Genomic DNA, 12,204 nt, shown 5'->3' with positions numbered 1-12,204 from the left:
CTTATGGGAAATCGGGCACATCTCGCGCAAGCGAATTTATACCCAGTTTCTCATTAGTCCGACTGCCAGGCCTTCGAGTGCAAATTGTTCTTCGTTATCGCCTACCTTGATGATGGGGTAATCAGGATTTTCAGGCATCAGCTCAATCAGGTTGCCCGTTTTTCTGTAACGCTTGACCGTGACATCGTCGCCCAGGCGTGCTACGACGATTTGCCCGTTACGCGCTGAATCAGCCTTTTTCACCGCCAATAAATCGCCATCCAGGATGCCTGCATCACGCATGGACATGCCTCGTACTTTCAGTAAAAAATCAGGTTTGGCCGAGAACAGGGCAGGGTCAACATGGTAAGTAGATTCTATATGTTCCGTTGCCAGTATGGGCGAGCCAGCAGCCACTCTGCCCACCAATGGCAGGCTCAGCTGCATCAGCGCAGGGTGTGGCAAAGCCATCTGTATGCCGGGAATGTGGCTGGACAGGTTGGATTCAAGCAAACGTATGCCACGTGATGTGCCTGCCGCGATTTCTATAACGCCTTTGCGTGCCAGCGCCTGCAAGTGCTCTTCTGCGGCATTGGTAGAGCGAAATCCCAGTTCTGTCGCAATTTCGGCACGGGTAGGGGGGAACCCGGTATTTTGAATCGCATCTTTGATCAGATTTAAAATCTGTTCCTGGCGGGCGGTTAGTTTAAGCATGGCACTCTCATTGGTGAACTTTGGCTGTATATACAAGCAGACTGTATTTTTATACAGTAAAGCCGCATATGCAAGCAATAATACGAAACAATTTCGCTAATTATGCGAATTGCGTTACCCAAGTCCTTGATGTAATTGAAAAATAAACGGAATTGCGTTATTATTGTCGGCTTTCCTCTTCCCGCACTCGTCTTGACGCCGAGGCGGGCTATTTTTATTGTCCACAAGGAGAATATATGCGTCATTATGAAATCGTATTTATCGTACATCCCGATCAGAGCGAGCAAGTTCCTGCAATGATCGAACGCTACAAGGCAAGTGTTGTAGCCCGTGGTGGTCAAGTTCACCGCGTTGAAGACTGGGGCCGTCGTCAATTGGCTTACATGATTCAAAAACTGGCAAAAGCACACTATGTTTGCCTGAACATCGAATGTGATGCTGAAACTCTGCTCGAGTTGGAAACCGCATTCAAATTCAATGATGCTGTTTTGCGTCACCTGACAGTCAAATTGAAAAAAGCAGAAACAACACCTTCTCCAATGATGAAAGCTGTACAAAAAGAAGATGCTGCTAAAGCGCAACGCGTAGAAGCGCCTGCTGCTTAATATTTATTTGATTGAGGTCGCGTAAAAAATAGTGAATCAACTGAAGCTGGTAGCACGGATAGTGGAAAAAACGGCGTTGCGATACACGCCAGCCGGTATTCCGATAGCTTCTGCCACCCTGATACACAGTTCCAGCAATACTGAAGCGAACACAGTTCGCCAGGTAGAGTTTGAAATTTCTGCCATCGCAGCGGGGGAAATCTCTCAGCGGTTTAATGAAATCGAACTGGATGTGGCAAGGGAATTTACTGGTTTTTTAGCGCGCAAAAATCGCAATAGCAAAAGTCTCGTCTTTCATATCATTGAATTCGGGGCGCCTTTACTAGATTAGGAGCCAAAAATGGCATTCGGTAAAAAATTCGACAAAAGCAAATTGAAGCAAAAGCGTCAACAACAAAATCCTTTGTTCAAGCGCAAAAAATTCTGCCGTTTTACTGCGGCGCATGTAGAAAAAGTTGACTACAAAGACATCGACACACTGAAAGATTTCGTGCAAGAAAACGGCAAAATCATGCCAGCACGTTTGACCGGTACTAAAGCGTTGTATCAACGTCAAGTTGATACAGCAATTAAACGTGCACGTTACCTCGCGTTGCTGCCATACACTGATTTGCACACAGCGTAATTGACGACAAGGTAAAGGAGAAAAATATGCAAGTTATTCTGTTGGATAAAGTCGTTAATCTCGGCAATTTGGGTGACGTAGTTCGTGTTAAAGACGGCTATGCTCGTAACTTTTTGATTCCTCAACGTATGGCTCGTCGTGCAACGACAGCTGCTGTTGCTGAATTCGAAGCAAAACGCGCTGAATTGGAAAAAGCAGCGGCTGCTAAATTGGCTGCTGCTCAAGCTCAAGGTGAAAAACTGTCCGGTTTGACAGTACAAATCACCCAGAAGTCTGGTGTTGATGGCCGTTTGTTCGGTTCCGTAACAAACTTTGACATTGCTGATGCTTTGACTAAACAAGGTTTTGCAGTGGAAAAAGCACAAGTACGCTTGCCACAAGGTCCATTGAAAATCGCTGGCGATCACACAGTTTCAGTTGCTTTGCACACTGATGTTGTTGTTGATGTCAACGTTGCTGTATTGGGCGAACACGCTTAATTTGCTTTTTGCAAATTGCTGTAAGAAAAGCCGGGAATTCCCGGCTTTTTTATTGCCTGAATTTCCTTTGTTTGTTGTTTGTCTGAATCCCGTCACAATCCTGTCACAAACAAACGCATTTCCCGTATCTTGTACTGTCTGGCAATTTGATTTAACGGTTATAATGCGCGCCATGAAAGCTGGTTCTGATCCTCAAATTGACGCTATACGCGTCCCCCCCCATTCCATAGAAGCAGAGCAATCTGTTCTGGGTGGTTTATTGCTTGATAACGCAGCATGGGACCGCATCGCCGACTTTATTGGCGAAGAAGATTTTTACCGCTACGACCACAGGATCATTTTCCAGTGCATGGTCAAACTGATTAATTCGTCACGCCCAGCTGACGTGATTACCGTTTTTGAAGCCTTGAACGGAATGGGCAAGGCTGACGATGCCGGTGGCCTCAGCTACCTCAATGCCCTGGCGCAAAATACGCCATCTGCGGCCAACATTCGTCGCTATGCAGAAATTGTCCGCGATCGCGGCGTATTGCGTAAGCTCATTACGGTTGCCGATGAAATTTCAGGAAATGCCTTTAATCCGCAGGGTAAAGAAGTCAAGCAGATGCTGGACGAGGCTGAATCCAAGATCTTTGCCATTGCTGAAGAGGGGGCACGTGGCGTGCAGGGTTTCCAGTCCATCCAGCCCTTGCTGACGCAAGTAGTAGAGCGTATCGATGAACTGTATAACCGTGATAATCAAAACGACATCACCGGCGTCCCCACTGGCTTCACTGACCTGGATAAGATGACATCAGGCTTGCAGCCTGGTGATCTTGTCATTGTTGCTGGCCGCCCGTCCATGGGTAAAACAGCGTTCTCATTGAATATCGGTGAAAACGTCGCCATTGACAGCGGTTTGCCGGTTGCCGTGTTTTCGATGGAGATGGGCGGCGCGCAATTGGCCATGCGTATGCTGGGTTCGGTCGGCCGTCTTGACCAGAGCCGTTTGCGCGTAGGCAAGCTCACTGATGAAGACTGGCCACGCCTCACGCATGCCATCCAGAAAATGAATGATGCGCAGTTGTATATCGATGAAACGCCAGCTTTGAGTTCTATCGAATTACGCGCTCGCTCGCGCCGTCTGGCCAGGCAATGCGGCAAACTGGGTTTGATCATCGTCGATTACCTGCAATTGATGTCGGCCAATTCTGCCGGTGAAAACCGGGCTACCGAGATTTCGGAAATTTCACGAAATTTGAAAGGGCTGGCGAAGGAATTGCATTGCCCGGTGATTGCCTTGTCGCAGTTGAACCGCTCACTGGAACAACGTCCGAACAAGCGTCCCGTCATGTCGGATTTGCGTGAATCTGGTGCGATTGAGCAGGATGCTGACGTGATCATGTTTATTTATCGTGACCAGGTTTATAACCCTGATTCACCGGACAAAGGCACCGCCGAAATTATTATCGGTAAGCAGCGTAATGGTCCTATCGGTAGCGTGCGACTGACCTTCCTGGGTGAATATACCAAGTTTGATAATTACGTCGGATCCTTGTCCATCTATGGTGACAATGAATAAAGTTTGAAAAATCTTGTTGGTTAATTGGTGGTAGACGCTGGTAGTAAATAAAAGACTTAAAAGTAGAACACTGTGGTCGGGTGGTCGGTGAGTACTGATTACCTGAGCAATTCTAGAAATTTATATTTTCAGTGAGAAAAAAATGTTTGGACGCTTGATGCCCACCGAGGGCAAATTTTTTGAACTCTTCAATCAACACGCTGAGTTATGTGTCAAAGGTTCCAAGGAAATGGTTGCCTTGATGACCAATTTTGACGACTTGGAAATCCGTGTCCATGCGATAGAAAGCATAGAAAAACAGGCAGATACTGTTACCTATAACACGATAGAGTTGCTGCACAAAACCTTCATCACGCCGCTGGATCGTGACGATATCCATAAGTTGATTACGCGCATGGACGATATCCTCGATTTGCTCGAAGATGCCGGCCAAACCATTTCTCTGTACGACATCCGCGAAATTACCCCAGAAGCAAAGCGCCTGGCAGAACTGTGCCTGGCCTGCGCTGAAAAAGTGAAAGCAGCAGTCGCACTGTTGCATAACATGGATAATTCGCGCGAAATACTGGCCCTGTGTGAAGAGATTGACCGTCTGGAATCGGATGCGGACCACGTCATGCGTGCCGCCATGTCCAAGTTGTTCCGTGATGAACCTGATGTCCGCAATCTGATCAAACTCAAAGCGATTTACGAAATACTGGAAACAGTGACGGATCGTTGTGAAGATGTTGCCAATATCATAGAAGGCATTATTGTTGAGAACGCTTAAGCGTCTGACTCTTTTATTTTGACGCTTAATTGACGCTTAACAGTTCTCTGTCACTGCAGAGAGCGAACGAGGGAATTCACTTTTATGCAATCCATTCATATGAGCACGCACGTCATCATCTTATTGGTGGTGTTGGCGTTGTTATTCGATTTCATGAACGGCTTCCATGATGCCGCCAATGCGATCGCTACCGTTGTATCGACGGGGGTGTTGAAGCCTAGCCAGGCGGTGGCCATGGCAGCCTTATTCAATGTATTTGCTTTTTTCGTGTTTAATCTGTCGGTGGCAAAAACCATAGGCAAAGGAACCATTGATCCGGCGATCGTTGATCATTACGTTATTTTCGGTGCGCTGGTCGGTGCGATATTCTGGAATCTGGTCACCTGGTATTTCGGCATCCCTTCATCGTCTTCCCACGCATTGATCGGTGGCCTGATAGGTGCTGCCGTGGCTAAAGAAGGCACCGGAGCATTGATCGCTGCGGGTCTTTACAAGATCATTTTATTTATCGTCTTGTCGCCACTGCTGGGCTTTTTCCTGGGGTCACTGATGATGCTCATCGTGTCCTGGTTGTTTGTCAAGTCGACACCCAGAAAAGTGGATAAATGGTTCCGTCGGTTGCAATTGGTTTCGGCCTCTGTATTCAGCCTGGGTCACGGCGGTAATGATGCACAAAAAACCATGGGTATTATCTGGATGTTGCTGATCGCTGCAGGTTATTCTACTGAAGCAGATAAGGGGCCGCCGGGTTGGGTCGTGTATTCTTGCTATGCCGCAATTGGCATGGGTACGTTGTTTGGTGGCTGGCGTATCGTCAAGACCATGGGTCAAAAGATTACCAAGCTCAAGCCAGTCGGTGGTTTTTGCGCTGAAACTGGTGGTGCAATTACCTTGATCATGGCGACTGTACTGGGTGTGCCTGTATCGACTACGCATACCATTACTGGTGCGATTGTCGGTGTCGGTTCTGCGCAAAAAATGTCGGCAGTACGCTGGGGTGTTGCAGGTAACATCGTCTGGGCATGGATATTAACTATCCCAGCTTCGGCTTTTGTTGCAGCCATAGCCTGGTGGATAGGTCGACACATCCTGTAATCCAGTTTTAGCTAAAATAAAAAATGCCCGGTTGTTTAAAACCGGGCATTTTCATTTCTGTTGCAGATAACAAGCCTGCTTGCATCTCCTAATCATCTACATCTGTTTGAACAGGTGCACAAAGCTGCGACTGACTTCCAGTTTTTCTGTCAAACCCTTGATCTGTACCAGATGTCTGCCACGCAAATCACGTATCACGCCTGAAATTGCCTTGGCATTGACCAGCGTGGAACGATGAATCTGCCAGAACAGGGCAGGATCAAGTTCATCGGCCAAATCGCGTACAGGCTTGCGTATCAAGGCTTCATAGCTGGCGGTCTGTACCCGTGTATATTTTTCATCAGATTGAAAAAACAAAATCTCTTCAACGGGTATCAAGCGCAATTCCTGTCCTATTGACGCCTGTATCCATTGCAGGTAATTGGGCTTGGGAGTCATGCCCATTTGCTTGGCCAGTTGCGATAACATCGTGCTCATGTCATTGGGCTGGCTCTGACTGGCCAGTCTGGCTTTGAGGCGCTCTACCGTGCGTGTCAGCCTTTCCACGTCGGCCGGTTTTAACACATAATCGACAGCACCATGATCAAAGGCTTGAATGGCATACTGGTCATATGCTGTAATGAAAACGATATGGGCTTTGTTACCGATGTCTTTGGCCGCTTCCAGGCCGGTTTTGACGGGCATTCTAATATCCAAAAAAACCAGGTCAGGCTGATGTTTTTCTACCAGCTCAACAGCTTCTTCACCATTTTTGGCTTCATCAAGAATTTCCAGTTCAGGCCAGACCTGTTCCAGGCGCGACTTTAACTGGTCGCGCATCAGTCGTTCATCATCGGCGAGTATTGCAGTTGGCATAGTCGTCACTAATTAGCTAATTCGTAAGGGATTTCTATAGTAACGCAAACGCCGCTTGGTTGATTGGGTGTAATGATCATTTGCGCCTTTTCTTTATAAATCAGTTTCAGGCGTTCGCGAATGTTTTGCAAACCCAGTCCTGTACCATTACTGGGCATCGCGCCGAAACCCAGGCCAGTATCAGTGACGGACACACGCAGTTTATTATGGGCGACTTCTGCATAAAATTTGATCGTGCCGCCTTCGGCCTTGCACTCCAGGCCATGCTTGATGGCATTCTCAACCAGGGACTGCAACATCATTGGTGGAAAGGCTGCACTGCGCAATCCTTCTGGCATGGTGAAATCAACTTCCAACCGCTCTTCCATGCGCATCTTCAGCAAGTCCAGATAGGACCTGATCATATCTGCCTCACGTCCCAGATTGGTAATGGCGGCATTCTCGCGCATTTGTGGCAGCACTGCACGCAGGTAGGCAATAAGGCTGCGTTGCATGGCTGCAGCACGCGGTGGGTCGGTCTCAATCAGGTACTCAACCGAGGCCAGGGTATTGAACAGAAAATGTGGCTCAACCTGCGCCTGCATCATTTGCATTTGTGCTTCACTGACTTGGCGCAGCAGTGATTCCCGTTCCGCGGCAACCCCGGCGACCTGGGCTTTTTCTTCTGCACGCACTTTTCCGCCCATCAGTGCCTTCATGCCAAATAAACCAAAGACCAGCAGCACGACGAAATTCTTGAACCATTGTGACGATGTGCGTTTATAGCTGCGCACTTCTTCGTCAGCAGCATCAGCGACTGCATTATTGATATCTTCACCAATTTCTTTGGCAACTTCAGCAGGTAATTTGATGTGTATATCATCATTTTCATCAATGGCTGGTGGTTCTGGTGGCTCTGGTGGTGCAGGCTTTGCAGAGGGCGTGCCTTGATTGTCTGGCAGTGCAGGTAATGCCGGCAATGCAGGTGTTGTCGGTGGGGTTGACGCATTGCGCGTATTCACGCGAATACCATTTTCATCAATCTCGACTTGTTTGCCTTTGCCGGTCGTATTGTTTTTACGGATGTGAATACCGGTTTCATCAATTTCTATACTGGTGTCACCATCAGTGAGCTTGTTGGTTTTTTTTGCCTTATTGACTTTATTGGCAGCCTTGTTTTTTGTGACTACCACGCTTTCCTCAGAAGTGAACAGCGTGTCTTGCAGGATGCCACCTGCTGCAATCGTCAGCATCGCAAATAACAAGAATTTCCACCATGACAGTTTGGTAACCCAGGCAGCTGTTGTGTCGAAGCTCTTGCTTAACCAGGCCATAAGCTGGCTGGCGAGCTCTTTCAGGTTTTGTGCGTTTGTATTATTCATGATGCTTCTCTTTTATCGATATCCCGGACATAAGTGACAAGGCGAATGCGGCGCCGTTTTCTTTAAACTCTTTAGTCCATGTTGGTACTTTAAGGAAATTGCCCGGGATTGAATAGCGACATGCGACAGTCTGCAAAAAATGCAGGACAGAACGGAGAATAGGTCATTCAATATGAACGACGACAATGCGCTATTGAGTTCAATGGGGAAGTGTTTGCATGGGTTTTACAGGGCAGGCAGGCCAACAGTTGGGACAGGTGCAAAGGCAAAAATCTGGTGTGTTACCTGTTTGCTAACCATGTGTGCAGATCGTCGCGGGTCAATGGCCTTGAATAGAGGTAGCCCTGCGCCATATGACAGTCATACGAAAGCAGAGTATTCGCCTGCATTTCGCTCTCTACGCCTTCTGCAATAATCGACAGGCCAAGGTTTTTTCCTAGCTGCACGATCATTTTCGCAATGCTGCCTTCGTTGGAATTTTTCTGGATTTCATTGACAAATGCGCGGTCAATTTTCAATTTATCAACATCCAGTTTTTGCAAATGGCTAAGTGAAGAAAAGCCTGTACCAAAATCGTCAATCGATACACTGATACCCAACTGTTTGATCTGGTGTAAAGTCTTGATCAATAATTCTGGGTCTTTCATCGCCATTGATTCGGTGATTTCCAGTTCAACAAAATTTGGTGGTGCCTGTGTATCTGCCAAAGCCTTGTTTAAAGATTGCATGAACAGCGGGTGCGAGAACTGTGCCTGCGAGACATTGATCGCCATCTGGAAATTGGTGTAGCCAAGGCTACGCAAATGCACCAACTCAAAACAGGCGGTGCGCAAGACCCATTCGCCAATATCGACAATCAGGCCGGAATATTCAGCGATAGGAATAAACTGGTCTGGCGGGATAAATCTGCCATCTTCTGTTTTCCAGCGTAACAGGGCTTCTGCTCCCAGCACACGTCCGTCGCGCATATCAATCTGTGGCTGGAATACCAGGAAAAGTTTTTCATGCTCAAAGGCGGCGCGCAATGCATGCATGAGCAAGACGCGCTCACGAATTTCCACGCCCATATCACGGGTAAAATATTCGTAGCCACCGCGGCGATTCATTTTGGCGCGTTTCAACGCGATATTCGTATCTTTTAAAGCTTCCGAACCATCGCCATCATAATCGTCCAGCTTAATCAGACCTATCGTTGCCGATAATTGCACTTCTTGCTGATCAACATCGAAAGGTGAATTGAACAGCGTCAGTATTTTATCCGGGCAAACCATGTTTTCTTCACCCAGCAGGGCGAAGGTGTCACTGCCAACGCGCGCCAACTGGCAATGTTCACCGAATGATGTTACCAACCTCTGTGCCACTGAATACAAAAGCTGATCGCCAAACTGGTGCCCGAGCGCATCATTGGTTTCGGCAAAATGATCAATATCAATCAAGGACAGCGCGCTACGGTTTTTGAGCGACGTCAATAATGTTTCATTCAGTGTCTGCAAGAGCTTCAGGCGATTGGCCAGACCCGTTAGCGGATCGTAAAACGCATAATTGTGCAGACGTGAAGTTAGCATCACGTTATCAAGGCCGACCGACACGTTGCCACAAAAAACACCAAGCAATCGTTTGTCCATCTCGTTAAGATGCAAACCTGTGTTCAAAAACAACGTGAAATCTTTTTGTGCGACGTTATTGAAGTAAAGGGCGGTAATTTCAGGTTCAAACACACTTTGACGTGCATTGAGTGATCTGACTACGATATCGCTGGCTGTTACTTGGCCCAGTTGCCCCAGTGTCCGGTTCAGTCCATTTGCATAGCTGGTGGTGGTTGCAATCACATACAGGTCTTCACCAGCCTCTGGCATTTCGGCCAGTATGTGTCTGGCGCAGACGAAACCCTCGGTATCAAGGCCCAGCAGACCAGTGATTTGCACTAATACACCGGCTGCAAAATTTTGCATACCCTGCAATGCCATCAATTCAGTGCTGGCATGGATGATCATCTCCAGGCCGCGCCGGCTGGCGCTTATCGCACAGATCTGTTCGTAGGAACGGATGGCAGAAGTGACTGCCGTGTAGAGCTTGGTACGCGTCAGTTCGGATTTGGTCTTGTAATCGTTGATGTCGTAGTCACGGATCGCATCAATCTCAGGCGCATAACCTGGCTGACCAGTGCGAAGTATGATCCTGACATCAGTCAGGCCCAGGGTTTTGCGGATATGGCTGACCAGTTGCAGGCCGGCGTCTTCCTGTTCCATCACCACATCCAGCAAAATGATGGCGATATCTGATTCTTTTTGCAGAATTTCACGCGCTTCTGCTGCCGAATAGGCATGCAGAAAACTCAGCGCACGGTGCTGGATCTCCAGGCTGCCAAGCGCGAAGGTGGTGGCTGAATGCACATCAGGATCATCATCAATAATCATGATCCGCCAGGTCTGTACAGGCCTGGATGCCACCGAAGTATCTTCGTTGTCTGGCTCGTCTAGGAAAACCAGATCATCTTCGGAAGAGTGGATCGTTGAATTCATCTGTAATGCGGCTCCATGCTTGGCATATCGGTATGGTAATGGCACTGCAAAATTTGTCCCCTGAAGAACTATGACACTAATTGTAGCGGGAGCCAAGCCTGATATATTTTTCTTTGGTAAGAATAAAACAAGAATTGCCTTAGCGGGAAGAAATATAAGTAAATTTCAAGCGATGCAAGCAAAAAAGTCAAATCTCGCACGGAGTTTTGTTGAACTTGAATCCAGTGCATGCTGCTTCACTGGTAAAATGGACAAAATTCTGCATGCCTAATCATTTCACTTATTTTTACAATCTTATGTCTGGTAATACTTTCGGCACTCTGTTTACAGTTACGACTTTTGGCGAATCACATGGTCCGGCGATAGGTTGCGTTATTGATGGTTGCCCTCCTGGGATGGAGTTGTCTGAGATTGACATACAGCCGGAATTGGATCGCCGCCGGCCTGGTACGTCCCGCCATGTAACACAACGCCAGGAGCCAGACACGGTAGAAATACTGTCGGGTGTCTACCAGGGTAAAACTACCGGGACGCCGATCGGACTGCTGATACGCAACCAGGACCAGCGCAGCAAGGATTATGGCAATATTACCGAGACCTTTCGGCCAGGGCATGCCGATTTCACTTACTGGAACAAATATGGCATCCGCGACCCACGCGGTGGCGGGCGTTCATCTGCCAGACTGACTGCGCCCGTGGTTGGGGCGGCAGCAATTGCAAAAAAATGGCTGTATCAGCAATATGGCACCGTTTTTCACGGTGGCATGAGTCAATTGGGTGATATTGAAATACCTTTTGTATCCTGGGAGCACACTGCTGAAAACCCGTTCTTTGCGCCCAATGCGGATGCGGATTTGTTGTTGCGTCTTGAAGATTATATGGATGCCTTGCGAAAAGACGGCGATTCCATAGGTGCAAAAATTGATGTGATTGCCCGCAATGTACCAGTTGGCCTGGGTGAACCCATTTACGACAAGCTTGATGCCGAGATTGCGTATGCCATGATGGGCATCAATGCCGTTAAAGGTGTCGAAATTGGTGCAGGCTTTAAATCAGTGTCACAGCGCGGTTCCGAGCATGGCGATGAATTGACGCCAGAAGGCTTTGTCGGCAACAACGCTGGCGGGATTTTGGGCGGTATTTCTACGGGGCAGGATATTACGGTATCGATAGCGATCAAACCCACTTCTTCCATACGCACGCCAAGAAGATCGATAGATAAAGACGGCAATCCGGTCATGGTGGAAACCTTTGGTCGCCATGATCCTTGCGTAGGCATCAGGGCAACACCGATTGCAGAAGCCATGCTCGCCTTGGTGCTGATGGATCATGCCTTGCGTCACCGTGCGCAATGTGCCGATGTCAGACTGGGTAGCTGATACTTTCGTAGCAGTATGTCCGCACTTTAATCCTGGACTATAGTGCAGGCAGAAACGCAGTGCACCATGTTGCGTTGTTGCTTGATCTTATACTTACAATGGGGGCGTGCAAGTACTGTGGCGTCTTTTCGTTTGTATTTGTTGCCTGACCAGAATATTCACCGGAAATTTCCCCTTCCGACTTGAAATCCCAGACGAAAATTTGGCGATTTTAACGAAACCCCTCGATTTATATTGAAACTTTCATGCACCAATTTGGC

At 47.9% G+C, this 12,204-nt stretch carries 13 protein-coding genes; 9 read left to right on the top strand and 4 right to left on the bottom strand.

Features of this window, described 5'->3' with window-relative positions; genetic code table 11:
* Positions 1-36 precede the first annotated feature (36 nt).
* On the bottom strand, positions 37-693 hold the full coding sequence (gene lexA, locus ACO0LH_RS26710) for a transcriptional repressor LexA (protein ID WP_422944189.1): 657 nt from the start codon (positions 691-693) through the stop codon (positions 37-39).
* A gap of 236 nt (positions 694-929) precedes the next feature.
* On the opposite strand from lexA, the gene rpsF reads away from it, so the two are divergent.
* The 7 genes from rpsF (at position 930) to ACO0LH_RS26675 (ending at position 5,827) form a co-directional block, all read left to right on the top strand.
* Positions 930-1,298: a 30S ribosomal protein S6 gene (gene rpsF, locus ACO0LH_RS26705; RefSeq protein ID WP_422944188.1), complete on the top strand. Its 369-nt coding sequence runs from the start codon at positions 930-932 to the stop codon at positions 1,296-1,298.
* Between the two features lie 31 nt (positions 1,299-1,329).
* Positions 1,330-1,629 carry a primosomal replication protein N gene (priB, locus tag ACO0LH_RS26700; RefSeq protein ID WP_422944187.1) on the top strand — a complete coding sequence of 100 codons (300 nt, stop codon included), beginning with the start codon at positions 1,330-1,332 and terminating at the stop codon, positions 1,627-1,629.
* 9 nt (positions 1,630-1,638) lie between these two features.
* Positions 1,639-1,923, top strand: coding sequence for a 30S ribosomal protein S18 (gene rpsR, locus ACO0LH_RS26695; protein WP_110252960.1), 285 nt, complete (start codon positions 1,639-1,641; stop codon positions 1,921-1,923).
* Positions 1,924-1,949: 26 nt separating this feature from the next.
* On the top strand, positions 1,950-2,402 hold the full coding sequence (rplI, locus tag ACO0LH_RS26690) for a 50S ribosomal protein L9 (protein ID WP_422944186.1): 453 nt from the start codon (positions 1,950-1,952) through the stop codon (positions 2,400-2,402).
* Between the two features lie 172 nt (positions 2,403-2,574).
* On the top strand, positions 2,575-3,963 hold the full coding sequence (locus ACO0LH_RS26685; protein ID WP_422944225.1) for a replicative DNA helicase: 1,389 nt from the start codon (positions 2,575-2,577) through the stop codon (positions 3,961-3,963).
* Between the two features lie 142 nt (positions 3,964-4,105).
* Positions 4,106-4,732: a DUF47 domain-containing protein gene (locus tag ACO0LH_RS26680; protein WP_422944185.1), complete on the top strand. Its 627-nt coding sequence runs from the start codon at positions 4,106-4,108 to the stop codon at positions 4,730-4,732.
* 84 nt (positions 4,733-4,816) lie between these two features.
* Positions 4,817-5,827 (top strand): inorganic phosphate transporter, encoded by a 1,011-nt coding sequence (locus tag ACO0LH_RS26675; protein WP_422944184.1) that lies wholly within the window; start codon positions 4,817-4,819, stop codon positions 5,825-5,827.
* A 96-nt stretch (positions 5,828-5,923) separates the two neighbouring features.
* Here ACO0LH_RS26675 and ACO0LH_RS26670 read toward each other — a convergent pair whose 3' ends face one another.
* The 3 genes from ACO0LH_RS26670 to ACO0LH_RS26660 form a co-directional block, all read right to left on the bottom strand.
* Positions 5,924-6,682 carry a LytR/AlgR family response regulator transcription factor gene (locus ACO0LH_RS26670; RefSeq protein ID WP_422944183.1) on the bottom strand — a complete coding sequence of 253 codons (759 nt, stop codon included), beginning with the start codon at positions 6,680-6,682 and terminating at the stop codon, positions 5,924-5,926.
* An 8-nt stretch (positions 6,683-6,690) separates the two neighbouring features.
* Complete coding sequence (locus ACO0LH_RS26665) at positions 6,691-8,043, bottom strand: sensor histidine kinase (RefSeq protein WP_422944182.1); 1,353 nt, start codon at positions 8,041-8,043, stop codon at positions 6,691-6,693.
* A 281-nt stretch (positions 8,044-8,324) separates the two neighbouring features.
* Positions 8,325-10,565 (bottom strand): GGDEF/EAL domain-containing response regulator, encoded by a 2,241-nt coding sequence (locus ACO0LH_RS26660; RefSeq protein WP_422944181.1) that lies wholly within the window; start codon positions 10,563-10,565, stop codon positions 8,325-8,327.
* A 70-nt stretch (positions 10,566-10,635) separates the two neighbouring features.
* On the opposite strand from ACO0LH_RS26660, the gene ACO0LH_RS26655 reads away from it, so the two are divergent.
* Together ACO0LH_RS26655 and aroC are read left to right on the top strand one after the other, a co-directional pair.
* A complete protein-coding gene (locus ACO0LH_RS26655) occupies positions 10,636-10,836 on the top strand; it encodes a hypothetical protein (protein WP_422944180.1) in 201 nt (66 codons plus the stop codon).
* Positions 10,837-10,861: 25 nt separating this feature from the next.
* Entirely contained in the window at positions 10,862-11,944 is a 1,083-nt protein-coding gene (gene aroC / locus ACO0LH_RS26650) for a chorismate synthase (protein ID WP_422944179.1), read from the top strand.
* The last annotated feature ends 260 nt before the right edge of the window (positions 11,945-12,204 follow it).

It is taken from the genome of Undibacterium sp. TJN19 (assembly GCF_049339485.1).
GTDB lineage: Bacteria > Pseudomonadota > Gammaproteobacteria > Burkholderiales > Burkholderiaceae_D > Undibacterium.
Note: the sequence above shows the minus strand (reverse complement) of the source record. Positions and strands in the feature narration are given on the sequence as shown.